At 27.4% G+C, this 17,221-nt stretch carries 16 protein-coding genes and 1 pseudogene; 3 read left to right on the top strand and 14 right to left on the bottom strand.

Annotated elements, in window-relative coordinates; translation table 11 throughout:
* Positions 1–10: 10 nt before the first annotated feature.
* The 11 genes from K0039_RS11810 to K0039_RS11860 all read right to left on the bottom strand — a co-directional run bounded on the left by K0039_RS11810 (position 11) and on the right by K0039_RS11860 (position 13,373).
* Positions 11–211: a gamma-glutamylcyclotransferase family protein gene (locus K0039_RS11810; protein ID WP_228105275.1), complete on the bottom strand. Its 201-nt coding sequence runs from the start codon at positions 209–211 to the stop codon at positions 11–13.
* A gap of 182 nt (positions 212–393) precedes the next feature.
* On the bottom strand, positions 394–2,376 hold the full coding sequence (locus K0039_RS11815; RefSeq protein ID WP_228105276.1) for a hypothetical protein: 1,983 nt from the start codon (positions 2,374–2,376) through the stop codon (positions 394–396).
* Positions 2,377–2,622: 246 nt separating this feature from the next.
* Positions 2,623–4,467 carry a heavy metal translocating P-type ATPase gene (locus K0039_RS11820; protein ID WP_228105277.1) on the bottom strand — a complete coding sequence of 615 codons (1,845 nt, stop codon included), beginning with the start codon at positions 4,465–4,467 and terminating at the stop codon, positions 2,623–2,625.
* Positions 4,468–4,560: 93 nt separating this feature from the next.
* A complete protein-coding gene (locus tag K0039_RS24420; protein ID WP_228105278.1) occupies positions 4,561–4,782 on the bottom strand; it encodes a cation transporter in 222 nt (73 codons plus the stop codon).
* A gap of 342 nt (positions 4,783–5,124) precedes the next feature.
* Positions 5,125–5,481, bottom strand: a complete 357-nt coding sequence (locus tag K0039_RS11830) for an ArsR/SmtB family transcription factor (RefSeq protein ID WP_228105279.1) — start codon at positions 5,479–5,481, stop codon at positions 5,125–5,127.
* A gap of 137 nt (positions 5,482–5,618) precedes the next feature.
* Positions 5,619–7,049, bottom strand: coding sequence for an MFS transporter (locus K0039_RS11835; protein ID WP_228105280.1), 1,431 nt, complete (start codon positions 7,047–7,049; stop codon positions 5,619–5,621).
* 140 nt (positions 7,050–7,189) lie between these two features.
* Positions 7,190–9,037 (bottom strand): sensor histidine kinase, encoded by a 1,848-nt coding sequence (locus tag K0039_RS11840; RefSeq protein ID WP_228105281.1) that lies wholly within the window; start codon positions 9,035–9,037, stop codon positions 7,190–7,192.
* 366 nt (positions 9,038–9,403) lie between these two features.
* Positions 9,404–11,242: an asparagine synthase (glutamine-hydrolyzing) gene (gene asnB / locus K0039_RS11845; RefSeq protein ID WP_228105282.1), complete on the bottom strand. Its 1,839-nt coding sequence runs from the start codon at positions 11,240–11,242 to the stop codon at positions 9,404–9,406.
* Positions 11,243–11,594: 352 nt separating this feature from the next.
* On the bottom strand, positions 11,595–12,257 hold the full coding sequence (locus tag K0039_RS11850) for a hypothetical protein (RefSeq protein ID WP_228105283.1): 663 nt from the start codon (positions 12,255–12,257) through the stop codon (positions 11,595–11,597).
* A 248-nt stretch (positions 12,258–12,505) separates the two neighbouring features.
* On the bottom strand, positions 12,506–12,964 hold the full coding sequence (locus K0039_RS11855; RefSeq protein WP_228105284.1) for a YdeI/OmpD-associated family protein: 459 nt from the start codon (positions 12,962–12,964) through the stop codon (positions 12,506–12,508).
* 25 nt (positions 12,965–12,989) lie between these two features.
* Entirely contained in the window at positions 12,990–13,373 is a 384-nt protein-coding gene (locus K0039_RS11860; RefSeq protein ID WP_228105285.1) for a VOC family protein, read from the bottom strand.
* A gap of 178 nt (positions 13,374–13,551) precedes the next feature.
* Between K0039_RS11860 and K0039_RS11865 the strand changes: the two genes are divergently transcribed.
* The gene (locus tag K0039_RS11865) at positions 13,552–13,896 is read left to right on the top strand and encodes a hypothetical protein (RefSeq protein ID WP_228105286.1); all 345 of its coding nucleotides are present in this window, start codon (positions 13,552–13,554) and stop codon (positions 13,894–13,896) included.
* Positions 13,897–14,177: 281 nt separating this feature from the next.
* On the opposite strand, the gene K0039_RS11870 is transcribed toward K0039_RS11865, so the two are convergent.
* Complete coding sequence (locus K0039_RS11870; protein ID WP_228105287.1) at positions 14,178–15,107, bottom strand: DUF362 domain-containing protein; 930 nt, start codon at positions 15,105–15,107, stop codon at positions 14,178–14,180.
* 267 nt (positions 15,108–15,374) lie between these two features.
* Here K0039_RS11870 and K0039_RS11875 point away from each other — a divergent pair, with 267 nt between their 5' ends.
* Both K0039_RS11875 and K0039_RS23880 read left to right on the top strand, forming a co-directional pair.
* Entirely contained in the window at positions 15,375–15,731 is a 357-nt protein-coding gene (locus K0039_RS11875) for a hypothetical protein (protein ID WP_228105288.1), read from the top strand.
* A 144-nt stretch (positions 15,732–15,875) separates the two neighbouring features.
* A pseudogene (locus K0039_RS23880) lies at positions 15,876–16,172 on the top strand (DUF6143 family protein); the annotation flags it as partial.
* Positions 16,173–16,358: 186 nt separating this feature from the next.
* Here K0039_RS23880 and K0039_RS11880 read toward each other — a convergent pair.
* Both K0039_RS11880 and K0039_RS11885 read right to left on the bottom strand, forming a co-directional pair.
* Positions 16,359–16,790: an N-acetyltransferase gene (locus K0039_RS11880; RefSeq protein WP_228105289.1), complete on the bottom strand. Its 432-nt coding sequence runs from the start codon at positions 16,788–16,790 to the stop codon at positions 16,359–16,361.
* 143 nt (positions 16,791–16,933) lie between these two features.
* On the bottom strand, positions 16,934–17,203 hold the full coding sequence (locus tag K0039_RS11885) for a CD3324 family protein (protein WP_228105290.1): 270 nt from the start codon (positions 17,201–17,203) through the stop codon (positions 16,934–16,936).
* Positions 17,204–17,221 lie beyond the last annotated feature (18 nt).

The following is a 17,221-nucleotide window of genomic DNA, read 5'->3' on the forward strand; positions in this document are numbered from 1 at the left end:
ATTTGTTTTATTATAAGTCCTGGCCTAACATATATTCTTTCCAGTTTCCAGATTCTATATATAATGCTTCTTTATCAAATAAATCATCCTTATCTTTATTATAAAAATACACAAAGCATTTTTCTTTTTCTTTAGTATAAATATTTTCTACTTCTAGAATCACTTTATGATATTCATTATCTGGATTTTCAGCTTCTAAGAAACCTTCCATCTTATTTCGAATTTTTACTATTTAAATTAATAAATGCGCTTCTAAAAAATATTGAAATTTCAATAGAAGCATTGTTTATATGTGGATAAATAAAATTTTCAAAACTAAGAAGGCTGTGCACAATAATTTTTTAACAAATTGTGCTCCAGCCCTTTTCATGGATAATTACATATAAATACAGTTCACTGACTGTCATTATTTTCATTCACTTTTGACATATATTTAAATCTAAACTTCATCATTATTTCACCTATTTTACTTTGTTCTTCATCTGTCGACATTGAGCCTTTAATAATTTCCTTTCTTAATTTAACTACTTCTGGTGTTAATCTAACTCCAGTACCGTTTGACTTTATTCTTTCTAAAAAGAAGTAAAGGCTGTCACTATCAGTAATATCTTTATTTAAATAATTGGCTAAACTAGCTTTTTGATTTATTTCATAGACACCATTTTTATTTGGCTCTCCATATTTATCTGATAACTGTATTTTCTTTCCAATATAATTAAACCTGATCAGATCATACTTCCGCCTACCTGATTTGTATTTTGAACATGTTTGGTCACGTAAATTTTTCATCTTATTGTTTGATTTTGCTAATTTTCCATAACTCATAGATTTTATTTTACTTTTTAGTTTATAAAAATCTTCCTCAGTCATTTCTATATCAGATTTAACTACTTTTATAAACTCATTTTCAATTTTAATAGCTCCAGATTTTTTTAATTGGTTATATGCAGTTGAAAAGTTAATATGGTTAATATCTAATGCATTTGCTATCTCCTTTTTCATCTTAAAATTACTGTCTAAATCAACTAATTCTATATTCTTAAATATCTTAATTAAATCATTTGAATATTCCACATTTCCTAAATCAACTATATTATCATAATATATATTTGTATCTTTATTTACAATGTTTTTAAGATTTTTAGTATCTCTAATCTTAGCCCATGATAGACCTATCTTTTTACTTTTTAACTTACTTAAAACTTCCATTAAGTTTTCATTATCAACATTAGGCAATGACTCAACTATCCATAAATTATTTACCTCATATTCAACACTATATTCATTATTTATATTAGTATCTATGCAAATACCTTTTAAGTTTCCTTCATCTACTATCCCTAAAGCTGGTAGCACCAAATTGGCAACTCCTATTTTTTCATTATTTTCATCATAGAAAATAGCCTTTATACTTCCATCTATATGATACATTGTATTATTTTTTACTTTTACAGTTATTTCTATAGCTCCTGTTTCACTAATCTCTAAGCTGGTTTGCATTATTTTTATATTTCTAAAAATTTCCTCCTTTGACATAGCATTGGAAATTACAGCTTTTGATAACTCACTATGTAATTTTCTAAGACTATTTTCCTTTTTAATTAAATCTGAACTTGCATTTATTTTAGTATTATTTAAACTTTGTTTGTTTTCTTCTCGTTTCATAGATTTCCTTTGATTATTTACAAAAGCATTTGATGTCACATCTGCACCTGCTCCAGTTCCTACAATACCTTCTGCTATTCCACCCATAAGTGCCCAATATTTCTTTTTTGTATCATGAGTAGTTTTTATCATATCATTGTACATATTTGAAACTAAACATCTACTTTTTGTTATATTATCTATTTCCATTTGACAATAGTTTTTTAATTTCTCTACACCATACCAAGAAGCTTGATTTTCCTCAGATTTAGCTTGTTCTTGTTCTTTTAATATTATTGGTTTTAACTTTCTATTTATTTTTTTAATTGGTGATTTAATTAAGATTATCCCTATAGTAAAGGCAGTTACACATATTAGTCCCATAAAATTCATTCCACTAGCTGTAACACCTGAGCCTCCATGGCTCCATTCATAATATGATGTAGATATAAAGATAAAACTAATTAAAGATATTACTATAATTACAATTCCAATTTTTAATTTCATATTATTTTTTTCTTGCCTCTTATCTAGCTCTTCTTTAACTATTTTTTCTAATAAAATAATTCCTGGTATTATGGTCATAACTATTAATACTCTTAACATAGAAGAGTTTATAAAAAATTTGTTTACTATATTAAATTCAAATAAATGATTTATAGTACAAAAAACAAATGCACCTATTATCCATGAGTAACTAATTGTTTCTATAATATTTTTTTTATTATTCATGCTGATAACTCCTTCATCTTAATACAATTTATTTATCTTGTACTAGAGTCCTTATTATCAATTTATATTGATTTATATTTTTTACTGTTTGTATTCTAATATTTTTCCTTCTTCTTTCAATATAGCATTTTCTATTGTATTCTAATGTCGAATTCCGTTGTTTAATTTTTTTTTTATGTATTATTTGATATTTATTGTAAAAAATGAACTACCAAGCTATAATCTTAGTAGTTCATTTTTTATTTATTAATTTATATTTTTTATATTTAATGCTCTCATAGCATTTAATATGGCTATAACAGATACTCCTACATCAGCAAAAACTGCTTGCCACATAGTAGCTACACCCGCTGCTCCTAATATTAAAACAATTAACTTTACTCCCAAAGCAAATATAATATTTTGTTTTACTATCTTTAATGTACGCTTTGAAATATTCATAGCTGTTGCTATTTTTGATGGCTCATCTGTCATGATAACAATATCTGCTGCTTCAATTGCCGCATCTGAACCTAATCCTCCCATAGCTATACCTATATCTGATCTAGCTAAAACTGGTGCATCGTTGATTCCATCACCAACAAATGCTAATTTACCTTTATCAGACTTTGATTTAAGTAAAGCCTCTACTTTTTCAACCTTATCCACTGGAAGTAACTCAGTATATACTAAGTCCATTGCAAGTTCATTTGCAACTTGCTCTCCTACTCTTTTTGCATCTCCTGTTAACATAACTGTCTTCTTAATATTAGATTTTTTTAATTTTCTAATAGCATCTTTTGAATCTGATTTTATCTCATCTGATATAAGTATATATCCAGCATATTTATCATTTACTGCAACATGTACTACTGTTCCTATTACATCACCTTTAAAATACTTCACACCTATTTTATCCATAAGCTTATAATTTCCTGCATATACTATATTACCATTTATAACAGCTCTTACTCCATGACCTGCTATTTCTTCAGATTCTGTAACCTTAGAACCATCAATTTCTTTTCCATATGCTTCTTTTAATGATATTGATATTGGGTGGTTTGAATAGTTTTCTGCATAAGTAGTAAGTTCTAATAAACTACTTTTTGACATACCTTTTGGATTAATTTCCTGTACCTTAAATACACCTTTTGTCAAAGTACCAGTTTTATCAAATACAACAATTTCTGATTGTGATAGTAATTCTAGATAATTACTTCCTTTTATTAATATACCTGCCTTAGAAGCTCCTCCTATTCCTCCAAAAAAACTAAGTGGAACAGAAATTACTAAAGCACAAGGACAAGAAATTACTAAAAATGTTAATGCTCTGTATACCCAATCACTAAACTGTGCTCCGTCAATTACCATAGGTGGTATAATTGCTATTATTGCAGCCACTATTACTACAATAGGTGTATAATATTTCGCAAATTTTGTTATAAAATTTTCTGAATTAGACTTTTTACTGCTTGCATTTTCTACTAAATCCAATATTTTGCTTACTGTAGAATCTTCATATTCTTTGGTTACTTGAACTGCTAATACACCATTTACATTTATACATCCACTTAATACTTCTGAGTCTATACTACATTCTCTTGGAAGTGACTCACCTGTTAGTGCTGATGTATCTACCATAGAATTTCCATCTATAACCTTACCATCTAAAGGAATTCTTTCTCCCGCTTTTATTACTATAATATCTCCTATTTTTACTTCATCTGGTTCAACTTTAATTACTTCTTTTCCTCGTTTAACATTTGTATAGTCTGGACGTATATCCATTAAACTTGATATTGATTTTCTAGATTGATTAACTGCATAATCTTGGAAGTATTCACCTACTTGATAAAATAAAATTACAGCTATCCCCTCTGGATATTCTCCAATTAAAAATGCTCCAAAAGTTGCAATAGTCATTAAAAAGTTCTCATCAAATACCTTTCCTCTTAATATATTTTTAAATGCCTTTAATACTACATCTCCCCCTGCTGATATATAACTTAGTATATATAGAATTAACTTGAATCTATCATCAACAAGTGAGGCAATTGCAAATAATAGTCCTCCTGCTATAATCCTTTTAAGTCTTTTTTTACTTTTCATTACCTTCTCCTTTATTTATGATTTAAATAGTTATATCTTCTTATAATCAAATAGTTGAATTACTATTCAACTATTTGATTATAATTAATTAATCTATCTCTTTTTTACAACTATCTCTGGCTCTAGTTTTTTTATTATGCCTTTCGATATTTCTATTGCTTCTTCTATCTCACTTTCTTCTGCTTCTATTACTAATTTTGCTGCCATAAAGTCTACAGTTACACTGTCTATTATTTCTACCTTTCTTATTGCATTTTCTATTTTTGATGCACAGTTTGCACAATCTAATCCTTCTAATCTAAATTTTTTAATCATTTTCTCTTCCTCCTATATAATCATACTAATAAATGTTTAATTCAAAATATTAATACACTATCCTCCTTTCTTTTATAGTTGAGTTACCATTCAACTTTATATTTATATAATAGTTGAACATATATTCAATTGTCAATTGTTTTTTACTTAGAAGGGCATTATGCCCATTCAAAACTTGTTGATGATCTATGGAATTAAGTAATATCAATGTGTTTGAATTAGCAAAAAAGTACATTTTGAGCAAGGTTTTAGCCAATCATTTTACTACCCTTTCAGACAACGATCTTGCTCCAAAAATAAAATGCTATAGGTTAAATTACCTATAGCATTTTATTAAATCTCTTATTCTTCTGTATGTTCCATTGCCATTTTTATTATAGACTTTACATGTTCATCATCTAAAGAGTAAAATACGTTCTTACCTTCTCTTCTAGATTTGATTAAATGAGCATTTTTTAATGTTCTTAGTTGATGTGACATAGCAGACTTGGTAACATTGACTACTACTGCTAAATCGCATACACACATTTCACTATGCACTAAAGCGTATAGCGTATGCATTCTAGTACTATCGCCCATAATTTTAAATAAATTTGTTAAATTATTCATAGCTTCTACAGCAGGCATTTTTTCTTTTACATAATTTACAACTTCTTCATGTATTACATTACAATCACATAATTTTATTTTCTCACTCATCAAATTACTCCTATATTTTTATGAAGAATATCTATATTATATACATTTGGTTTATACTGTATAAATAAAATTATAAACTTACGACTAATTATATATGAACCTTTCTTGAATTTCAATTATTGTAACAAATTCATATTTTAATTATTCTCTTTCCACTTAAGAGCTGGCCCTCTCATATAGGACATTATTGCTGCAATAATACTGAAAATAAATGAAATTGTAAACACTATACTCAGTCCTGATACAAAGCCACTTACTTCAATTCCTTTAGATCCTATTTGAGTTCCTAGAAACAAACCAGACATTACTTTAGGTGATATACTTGTACTTAGTATTGCCATTGAAATAGCTATACTTAATACATTTCCTGCATTTGTTACCATTGTTCTCACGCCAGATGCAATACCTCTTTTGTACACTGGTACAGCTCCCATGATTGAGTTTGTATTTGGTGAAAAGAAAAATCCTGATCCAACTCCCATGATAAACATCCATATTATTAACTGTGTAATAGATGTATTTGCATTAATTTTTATAAGACCTATTAGTCCTACTGCTGATATTAATAATCCTAGTGAACTTAATATTCTTGAGTCATATTTATCAGACAACATACCACTTATAGGAGCAATAATAAGCATTGCCACCGCAAATGGAGTTAGTAAAATTCCAGACATCATTGGATCAATTCCTTTTATACCTTGAAAATAAAATACCATTAAAAATGTTACTGCTCCTCTTGCTATTCCATTAAATAAATTACTAGCATACGCAAACGCAAGAATTCTATTTTTAAATAATCCCATATCCATTAAATGTGCTTCAATTTTATTTTCCATATTAAAGAAAGCTATCATAGAAATAAATGAAACTATGAATAAAGCAATTACCTCTTTATCACTCCATCCATTAAATCCGCCCAATGTCAAAGCAATAAGTAATGAAAGCATGCTTATTGTAAATGTTATAGTGCCTAACCAGTCAAATCTTTCATTTTTATCATAAGTGTTAATTTCCTTAAGTTGAGCAGCTGACCATATAGTTCCTATAATTCCGATAGGTATATTTATATAAAAAATATATCTCCAACCTATATCAGCCAGAAATCCCCCTAAAATAGGACCTATTACACTTCCTATACTTATAAACATACTATTAATTCCTAGTGCTTTACCTAATTCATTTTTTGGAAAAGCATCTGTTACAATTGCCGTACTATTTGCCACCATAAAAGATGCTCCCACACCTTGAATAAGCCTATAAATCAAAAGTTGTAATCCAGAATTTGAGAAAGAACATAAAAGAGATGCTATTGTGAAAACTGTAAACCCACCAACATAAAGCTTTTTTCTACCAAACATATCTGCAACTCTTCCTATAGAAGGAACAAGTATTGTTAATACAAGCATGTATCCCATTAATATCCATGTAAGAGTTCCCATACTAGCATTAAGACTCTTCATTATGTCTGGTAATGCAATCATTAATGTACTAGCACTCATTACAGAAACTAATGCACCCATTGAGGTGCATGAAAGTGCTATCCACTTATAATTATCGTTTTTCAATTTCTCCAACCTCCTATTTTTTAAGCAATGCTTAAAAAAATAAATCACCTTTACGTTCATATGGACGCAAAGGTTTAATTATCTTCTATATTTATATTAAAAATTTTTTAAAAATGTTCGTTAAAAATATTACAAATTATTTATACATATATATCTGAAAATTCAATATTCATTCTGTCTATTTTAGCTCGAGTAAATCCTATTTTTGTAGCAACTACCTCGTCATTTTGCACTATATCCGGCAGGATGACTACAAACTCACTTCCTTTACTTAACTCACTATTAAGTATTATTTCTCCACCATTTAACTCCACTAGAGATTTTACTAAGAAAAGGCCTATACCACTTCCCTCATGTTCTGTCTTCATTTTATTTTTTACTTGGCCAAACCTTTCAAATACTCTATCCTGTTTTGCTTTAGGTATTCCTATTCCATTGTCTTTTATACTTATTTTTATATTATCTTTACAACTTATATTTACTTCAATATTTCCATTAACTTTGTTATATTTAATAGCATTAGATAGTAAATTTAATATGATTCTTTCCATATTGTCTAAGTCAAAACTAATTATTTTTTCTTCCATATCTGTATCAAAAATTATATTCATATTATTCATATTCACAAATTGTGACACAGACATGCATATGTTCTCCACAAAGCTAATAATATCGTGATTTTGTGGATTATATGTAAAATTTCCACCATCAATTTTGGTTGTGTCTATTAAATTATTTACTAGTTTTAATAGCCTATAGCTATTTTGTTTCATAATTTGTGTATGTCTATCAAAATATTGTTTATCTTCACTTCCTAACATATCAATTCTTGGTGATAATAGCTGTAAACAGCTTAATATTAAAGTAACTGGTGTTCTTATTTCATGTGATACATTAGCAAAAAAATCCATTCTTAAAGATTCTAATTTTTCCTCTAGCTTCTTACGTGCCGTTATGTCACTTATTATGCCTATTTTTTCAATTATTTGCCCATTGCCTCCTAATACAGGTACAAATCTACTTTGTATCCATTTATCAAATTTTCCATTTCTAACTCTTGATATATTTGAAGTAACTTCTAAACTGTTGTAATCTATACTTCCATCTATTAATTCAATATTCTCCCACTCTTCATGCCATAATTTTATATCTTCATATAAACGTTCTGGATTAAATCCAAATACTTTTTCAAAAGATTTGCTTACATAAATACACTTGTCTTTATTTCTTATTATTATTACGTCATCTATGTTATTTGATATTTCTTGGAAAAATTTCTCGTTCCTTTTTATATCATTTCTTAGTTGCACTTTTTCATTTACATCTAGTCCCAAACCAATTGTCCCTTTAATTTCACCATTGATATCTGTAATAGGCCATACCACTGTCTGAAGATATTGCATGCTACCTCCTGTTAATTTAACTTGTTTCTCAAAATCACACTTATGCTCTGCTTCAATAACCTTTTTGTCTTCCTTTACAAATATATATGCCGTATCCTTGGGCCAGATATCATAATCGCATTTTCCTATTACTTGTTTATATTCCAGTTTAGTCAATTCTATAAATTTATTATTAGCGTTAACATAATTACCATCTTTATCTTTTATCCATGCAAAAAATGGCGCGTTTCTAATGATATCATATATTCTTACTTCTCCCATACTTAATGTCTTTATTACCTTAATTTTTAAATAAAATATATAATTTTCCCCACTATATAAATCTATATATAAGCATAATTCATCTTTGTCAATATAGTGCTCATATGAATATTTTTTATTTAAACTAGAACCTATACTTGACCTATATTCCTCTGGTAATATGTCTAATATATAAAATTCATATTGTTCTGATAATTTTTTGTAAGATTTATTCATGTCTATAATTTTTATCTTGTCTAATATTCCATTATTATTTTCAACTTCAAAACAAACATATGCATCTTGACTATCTTCGATTATATCCCTATATATTTCCTCCACCATATACTCCTCCATACTATAAATTTATATATTTCCTCTCCTAATATTACGGTTAATGCGTTAGTATTTTTAATTTATACCAAATAAAAGTAATAACCCAAATTAATTTAGGCTATTACTTTAAATTTAAATATCTTAATAATTAAAGTACTTTATTAGATTTTTCACAATATTTCCTTACCTTTATTTTAGTCCAACTTTTTGAAATATAAAAGAAAAATACTCTCATATGACTATATTTAACAAAAATGGATTTTAAATAAGCCTTATCTGATAAAGTTATTCCTTTTATGATTGCAATTTATTCATTTGTTAATATCTCAAATGCTGTAACTCCATTATTTGCATTAAGCTCATTATATCCTAGCTTTAGTATATAATTTCCTTTTTCTCTATAAAAATTTCATACCACAAACAAAAAGAGAAAATAGCCCATATTTTTCTTGAATTATCTTTTTTATTTTGTATATGCTCATCCAATAATTTATAAGCATAGCTTTTATTTATTAAATGATCCACATTTGCTTTTTCAATTGTTTCTTTTACTACTAAGCCCAAATCTTCTTTTAACCATACTCTAATTGGTGTTGGAAAACCTAATTTTCTTTTATTTACAATATGATCTGGCACTGTGTCTTTAAACGCTTCTCTTAGAAGAACTTTTGTACCACCTTTCTTGATTTTTTGATTTAGTGATAAATTACTAGCCACTTCTAAAACTTCTTTATCTAAAAATGGCACTCTTAATTCTATTGAAGCAGCCATGGACATTTTATCAGCTTTTTGTAGTATATCACCTTGTAACCAAGTGCATAAATCCACATGTTGCATAGTTGTTACATGATCATATTTCATATTTTGAGCTTCTTCGTATATTTTTCCTAATAAATTATCATATCTATATTCTTCATCGTAATTCTTAAGTATTAATTTAGCTTCATCATTGTCAAATATTTTAGCATTGCCTATGTATCTTTTACATAATGGAGTTGTTGCTCTGTATAAAAAACTCTTCCCTTTAATCTCAGGCATGTTTAATGATATTTTATTTATTGTATCCTTCATAAAATCTGGCATATTTAAAATATGCTTTATACTGCTATATTCATTGTAAATATTATATCCACCAAATAATTCATCAGAACCTTCACCTGATAAAACAACCTTTACATGCTTTCTTGCTTCTTTTGAAAGAAAGTATATACCAATAATAGATGGGTCTGCAACTGGATCATCTAAATAATACATGATCTTTGGTAATGATTTAATATATTCTTCTTGGTTTACAGTGATTTGAATGTTTTCTAAATTTAACTTACTAGCAGTTTCTTTCGCAACATCAAGTTCATTATATCCATCTACTCCAAATCCAACAGAAAAAGTTTTTATTTGTGGATTTAATTTTCCTGCTATGGCTGCAACTATGGTAGAATCAATCCCTCCAGATAAAAATGTACCTACTTCCACATTGGCAATCATATGTTTTTTTATTGAATCTATGACTACATTTTTAACATCCTCATTAGTTACTGATTTAGATACACTTAAATCAAAGTAATGATATTTTTGAAATGCTAGTTTGTTATCTTTAATAGTAAAAAAACTTCCTGCAGGAACTACTTTTATTTTATCAATCATCGTATCATTTGGAAGTACATATTGAAAAGACATATAGCTTTGTAAACTTTTATACTTTATTTTTATTTCCTCTATAAGACTTAACAAAGCTTTGTATTCTGATGAAAATGCTATAAAATCATCTTCTTCTATATAATATAAAGGTTTTATTCCAAAATGATCTCTAGCACCAAAAACACTTTCATTATCTTTGTCAAATACTATAAATGAAAACATCCCTGTTAAATCTTTTAAACATTCTTTACCTTTATCTGAATATAAAGATAATAATACTTCTGTATCACAATTAGTATTAAACTTATATCCTTTTTCTTGTAGTTTATTTTTTAATTCCTTATGGTTGTATATTTCTCCATTAAAAACTATTACTTTATTATCCTTTTCCATGGGTTGAGATCCATTGCCTAAGTCTATAATGCTAAGGCGTTTAAAACCAAATTCTATTTTTTCATGTTTATAAAAACCTGTATGGTCTGGCCCCCTATGATCTATTAAGTCAACTATCTTTTCAATGTCAATTTTCTTATCAATGTTTGTTTTTTTGTAATATATGGATACATGACCGCACATAAAACTTCCTCCTTGTCAAATCACTTCTTGTATAATCCTAATATCTAATATTTTTTCTATAAGTAGTTGTTTTATTCTTATTAATCCAAATTAAATTTTATTTTAATTGAACTACTTTCATCCTTTATTATCTCTTACAACAAATGCCTTAAACTCAAAGTCATTGATATTATTTTTGTTCCATAAAAAACACTCATATCCGATGAATATGAGTGTTGATATATTACATTTTTCTTTATAATTTTATAATTTATTTCTTTTACTTAAATATCCTATAACCCCTACCATACATAAAAGAGCGGGTATTAATATTATTTTTATTCTTTTCATGCTTTGCCTCCAAATTATTTTTCTACTTAGTATTATCCTTACCTATTAAATAAAACAAATCGTTATTATTTATATCAAATAGCTTGCTTGTAAATAGATTAGATACTGATTCTTGTATTTCATTATTATCTTTAAAGTCATATCCTTTTATATTTACAGTCTTACTATCTTTAGAAAACTCATCGTATAATTTATCACTTATTACAAATTGATGTTTATCTATGCCCGATACTAATATTTTTTTTTCAAGTACTCCTACTATTTTTAAATCTTTATCTTTCAATTTATAACTTTTTATAGATTTTTGCTCTTTTAAGTATTTAATATTTTTAATTCCATCATAACTTGGTATAATCATAGCCTCATCATCATTAAGTTTAACTTCTTTAACATCCAATTTTTTTGCTAATTTATTATAAACCGATTCTTTAATTACCATATTTTCCCTTTTATCTAATTGAAGAATGCTAAAATCTACTTCATTTACTTCTGTATCTTTTAGACAATTTTTAATAGCCTCTTCTTGCTCTTTTTCTTCATTATTTCCTTCCATAGATATATAAGTTAATCTATATGGGAAATCATCCTTATCACTTAAAAAATTGTCATATACAAACTTTCCACCTATAATTGATATCCCTGCAGCTATAACTAATCCTATTAATTTACTTTTTGATAATTTCATTATCAATCTCCTTTATTATTTAATCTTAAAACTAGTAATTAGTAGCATAAAATGCAATGTATGAATTATATACTTACTAAATTCATTATTTGATTCTATTTTATAAGATAGTGAGATTTATAGACATTTATTTTCATTACATTTAGGTTACATTTTTGAAATATCAGTATAAAAAAAGTATTACCATAATGATATGATAATACTTTTCTGTGGGATTGAATTGTAAGGGTAATTGGTTGTAATAATACTTACAATTTAATATTTGATTCTAACTTTAAAACTGCTTCAATAATTCTTTTGTGTTTTGTCTCTTCTTTTTTAGCGCTTGTTATCCATTGATAATATTTTCTCTTTGCTGAATATGATAAGTTATTATAAAATTTTAAAGCTTCTTCATTTTGCTCTAATTCATTTTTAAAATCTGCTGGTAGTTCAATCTCACGAACTTCCTCATCTTTTTCCACCTCAACAAATATGCTATCTCCAGCACCTTTTCCCATTTGATTTCTTATGGCTTTAGTAATACCTATCATATAGCATCCTTGTCCCATACTTACAATAGAACCTCTATAACCGATGTCATCAAACTTAACTTTTACCTTAACTCTCTTTGCTCCAAATTCTTTTTCCATGTCAAATGGAATTTCAATAAAGGCTGCATCTTTATCTGGCACTTTTTTTATTATAGTTTCAAATTTATAACTCATTTTTTGGTCCTCTAACTATAATTTTTTAATATTTATCTTCTCTAACTAAGTACTCATTTTTGTCTTGATCTGCAAAATTAAACATCTTTCCATATGGCATTATCATTAGTTTTCCAACATTAATACCCTTTGATTTTAATTCGTTGTAGGTAGTTTCTATGTCATCAGTACTTAATATTATACTTGGATGAGATACATTAGCATCTGGTTTTTGAGCTAACATTAATTGTCTTTCATATATTACAAAAGAAGTAAATTCATCTTCGCTAGGTCCAACTTCTAACCATGTCATATTCGGACCCATTGGTTGTTCTAATTTTATAACGAAATTCATTTTTTTAGTCCAAAACTCTTTGGCCTCTTTTTGGTCGTTTACGTATATTGTTATTTTTCCTATTTTGTTTATCATTATTTACCTCCTAAAATTTTACTTATTCTTATCTTTTTACAGTACTCATCTAAATATTCTATGATTTTCTTGTCATTATCTACTATATAATAGTTTTTTTTAAATTACTATTATATTTTACTCTTGTTGGACATTCAAAAGGTGGTCAAAACATATTTTTAGGTTATAAAATATTAAAATGGATGAATCTAATCATAATAACTTTAATTCTACGATTTTCGATGAATATAATTTATTTGTAGATGCAGAGACAATGTATTCAAATATTACACCTCTTTCAACGCTTATGATTCCTATTAGTGAATTTGATGATAAAGTAGATGTTTCAGAGACTTCTACAGTTGACATTTCTCCATCTAAATCAACTGGACAAGGTAGTTTTATGCTACAAAGCATGTCTTTATCTTATATAAATAGCTCTAGTAATTTTAGAGTAACAACAGGATATTCAAAGTCAATGATTTCATATGTATTAATTTTTGCTTTAGCATATTTTATTGCCATTATTTTTTCAAAAAACTAAATAAGCATAATGCAAAATAATTTTATATTAAACATAAGAAGAGTATATCTCATTAAAAATAGTAGGATATACTCTTCTTATATTTTTCTAATAAAGATTACTATTTATTTTAAGTTTAAGATAGTGTTAGTTATCTGTATTAATAAGTTTCTTTATTTCGTATACAGCTGATTCTATAAGTGTATCAGCTTGTTCTTTAGTAATCTTACTATTTCTTAACTCTAGGATTTTATAAACTGATAGTTCTTTTTTGCACTCCCTAATAAATCTGAGTTTGTTTATTATCCGTGAATGTCCTTTAGTTTTTCTCTATCCACTATACTTTCCTTATTTCCATAAGCTGCTTTACTAAATATTTTTTCTGCTTCTACTAAATCAAGGCCTTTTATAGTCATATTCATAGGATTAGCTTCTCCCAGTCCATCCTTGTAAAGTCCATACAAATAAGCTACTCCCTGTGGTAAAAATCCAAGTAGTCTAGCTCCTACACTGTCTGCTGCAACAGGATCTGTACCTGCTATTATAAGTCCTGGTGTATCTACTGCCTGACCAAATATTGGCCCTGTGCCTATCATAGCCTTATCCAAACTTATTATTGCTAAATCTATGGGAACTTTCTTTGCAAAACTTCTTATAAACCCATGTAAGTCTTCATGTATTCCTGTTTGTTTCTTTGGAAATCCATGAACACTTGCAGGAGGATAACCCATAGCAATATTTTTAATACTAGCTGTAACAGTGGCTTCTTCGTGATATTTTAGCTGAGTAAATGATATTATTACATCTGCCTCATCTACTATTTTATTTATTGGTGTGGTTTTGATTATGTCGTGATCTAATTTTAGTTCAATAAATGGCCCATAATTCATATCTATATATTCAACAACTTCCTCTTCTATTACTTTATCATATCCCACACTTGTCATAACATCAGTCGTTTCTGTTCCACCAGATCCCGTTGCTATGCATATAGTTGATGGTTCTTTTGTTTTTACATATTGTATAAGTCTTTGTAAGGTTTTTGGACCAACTACAGCTCCATCTTTTGCTGATTTGTCTTTTACCCAGTTTGGTGTGATTATTACCTTGTCTCCTTTTTGAATGATTTTATCTATAGGTAGTAAATCCAAGGCTTTTTCTAAGGATTCTCCTTCTGTTAGCGCCTTTGTTATGGCAACTATAGGCTCTTTTATTTTACGATTTTCTCTCATATTTTCACCTCTTTATATAAGTGTTTGCATTTATAATTTTGTTATTCTAAAATATAAAAACTATTAAATAACGATGGAAATTCAAGATTTAAAACTATCTACAAAATAAATTCTGCACTGAACTTAAAATTTAAAAATAACAAATTATGAGAAGGAAAAATAAGGTTTAAATTTGAATTGATATAATAATTTTAAATATTCTAAAAAGGTTTATTTCATAAGAAGATTTAAATACCATCAAGGCCGGAATATTATGGGGGTAAACTTATGTTTAAAAATAGTTATGTGTTTAATTTTAATTGCTCTAAGGATAAGTTAATTACTGAGCTAGACAAATTAAAAGTTGCATATGCAGATAGCTCTACGAAAACAAACTTATTATGTAGAAGAATTAATAATAAAGTTAAATTTATGTTATATACCAATACCACACCTGGAACTTATTCTCATTATAAGTCTGTTTTAGATGTATTTCCTTTTGAGGGAGGAATCCTTGGAGATGAGTCTACTTCTTCTATTTCAGGAAGTTTTAAAAGTAGTTTTTATATTAATTTTGCTACTGTTATAGGTTTTATTTTTACTATTGGTTTTGTGATAAGAATAATACTCAAAATAGGATTTTAGTTAAGCTTAGAGAGTTTGAGAAAATGTTGAATTGTAACTAAAAAATTTGTTACTTCTGATCATTATGTTATCAAAGGATACAAATTGAAATAAAGAAATATTTATTGAATATCATTTATTTCAATCTGAAAAAAGTCAAATGTAAATATTTATCTAAATGCTATAACTGTAACAAATATTTCTGATAAAAGCCTTTCTGCAGACATTTATCTTAGATCTACTCCTCTTAAAAGCGAACCTAGCCCTTATGTTAGCTGCACTAATGTTACTATTATTCCTCCTAAACGAAATGGAGAAATACAATTTAATAATATAGTTCCAGCTAATGGTGTACCGATATTCTCTAGAATAGCTCCTGCATTTTCGACAACAGTAATAGATGGCGGTCAAATAATTATACCTCCAAATTCATGTATTCTTGTTTATCTTGGTGGATTTTAACCAGTAGAATTTGATAGCGCTATTGTTGCTTTTGGCTAGTGGGAAGAAAGAAAGAATAAATAAATCTTGCTGTGAACCTCGTTGCTGTTATAAGTAGCATTTTTATGTAAACCACCTGTATAGCAGGCGGTTTTTTACACAATGAAAGTCACTCTTGCTAATTTCCAAATTTATGAGGTATAAGTTTTACTCATAATGCATTTCCATTATATATTCTGTATATCCTGAATCTTCATTTTTCTGTTCTTTTGCTATCTTAAATCCTCTATTCATATAAAAATCTACTGATTTTTTATTGTCCTTATATACTGCTAAATTTAGTTTTTTATACTTATCCATTGCGTAATTTATTAATTTTTTACCTATTCCACTGCCTTGACAGTCCGTATCAACAAATAATGCCCCTATAAATTCATTATTTACTATACTTATAAAACCTTTTATGTTTTCTTTATCTTCATACACAAATGTATCTGACATTGGTATATATACATCTTTTACAGTATCATAGTTCTTATTCCAGTATTCTTCGTCTATAAAATCATGAGCTTTAATAGTACTTTTTAACCAGATATCCATTATTTTATCTATGTCTTTGTTTTCTATATTTCTTATCATATAAACTCCTCCTTATTATCACGATATAATCAATTTTATCACTTACTATAAAATAGTAGTAAGTACATATACAGTTCTACTTTGTTTTTGTACTAAAAAAGTGCCTTAAGTAATTTATTAACTGCTTTAAGACACTTTTTATTTTATTTATTATTGTCTCTAATAATCCTTCTGATACTATGTTCTGTAAGATAATAATTTTGGGATATTTCTTTTACTGTTTTCCCGTTATTATATTCCTCAATTATTTTTCTATTTCTATTGTTTAGTTCTTGTCTAAATCCGCTTTCTTCTCCCCAAGATTTTTTATTATTCTCTTTTCTTGGTATATATAAATATTTACCATCTACATATTCTTGTAGCATCTCTATAATATGTAACGGCAATATGTCATTTGCATTTTCGTATTTCATAATATTTGCTCCTATCTA

The organism is Terrisporobacter mayombei, from assembly GCF_020748465.1.
GTDB classification, from domain to species: Bacteria; Bacillota; Clostridia; order Peptostreptococcales; family Peptostreptococcaceae; genus Terrisporobacter; species Terrisporobacter mayombei.

Bases quoted from the DNA above. Each gene is read 5' to 3' on its own strand.
- K0039_RS11810 (WP_228105275.1), bottom strand. From the start codon at position 211: ATGGAAGGTTTCTTAGAAGCTGAAAATCCAGATAATGAATATCATAAA.
- K0039_RS24420 (WP_228105278.1), bottom strand. From the start codon at position 4,782: ATGATTAAAAAATTTAGATTAGAAGGATTAGATTGTGCAAACTGTGCA.
- K0039_RS11840 (WP_228105281.1), bottom strand. From the start codon at position 9,037: ATGGTGGAGGAAATATATAGGGATATAATCGAAGATAGTCAAGATGCA.
- K0039_RS11875 (WP_228105288.1), top strand. From the start codon at position 15,375: ATGTTTAAAAATAGTTATGTGTTTAATTTTAATTGCTCTAAGGATAAG.
- K0039_RS11855 (WP_228105284.1), bottom strand. From the start codon at position 12,964: ATGAGTTATAAATTTGAAACTATAATAAAAAAAGTGCCAGATAAAGAT.
- K0039_RS11850 (WP_228105283.1), bottom strand. From the start codon at position 12,257: ATGAAATTATCAAAAAGTAAATTAATAGGATTAGTTATAGCTGCAGGG.
- K0039_RS11820 (WP_228105277.1), bottom strand. From the start codon at position 4,467: ATGAAAAGTAAAAAAAGACTTAAAAGGATTATAGCAGGAGGACTATTA.
- K0039_RS11885 (WP_228105290.1), bottom strand. From the start codon at position 17,203: ATGAAATACGAAAATGCAAATGACATATTGCCGTTACATATTATAGAG.
- K0039_RS11860 (WP_228105285.1), bottom strand. From the start codon at position 13,373: ATGATAAACAAAATAGGAAAAATAACAATATACGTAAACGACCAAAAA.
- asnB (WP_228105282.1), bottom strand. From the start codon at position 11,242: ATGTGCGGTCATGTATCCATATATTACAAAAAAACAAACATTGATAAG.
- K0039_RS11865 (WP_228105286.1), top strand. From the start codon at position 13,552: ATGGATGAATCTAATCATAATAACTTTAATTCTACGATTTTCGATGAA.
- K0039_RS11870 (WP_228105287.1), bottom strand. From the start codon at position 15,107: ATGAGAGAAAATCGTAAAATAAAAGAGCCTATAGTTGCCATAACAAAG.
- K0039_RS11880 (WP_228105289.1), bottom strand. From the start codon at position 16,790: ATGATAAGAAATATAGAAAACAAAGACATAGATAAAATAATGGATATC.
- K0039_RS11830 (WP_228105279.1), bottom strand. From the start codon at position 5,481: ATGAGTGAGAAAATAAAATTATGTGATTGTAATGTAATACATGAAGAA.
- K0039_RS11815 (WP_228105276.1), bottom strand. From the start codon at position 2,376: ATGAATAATAAAAAAAATATTATAGAAACAATTAGTTACTCATGGATA.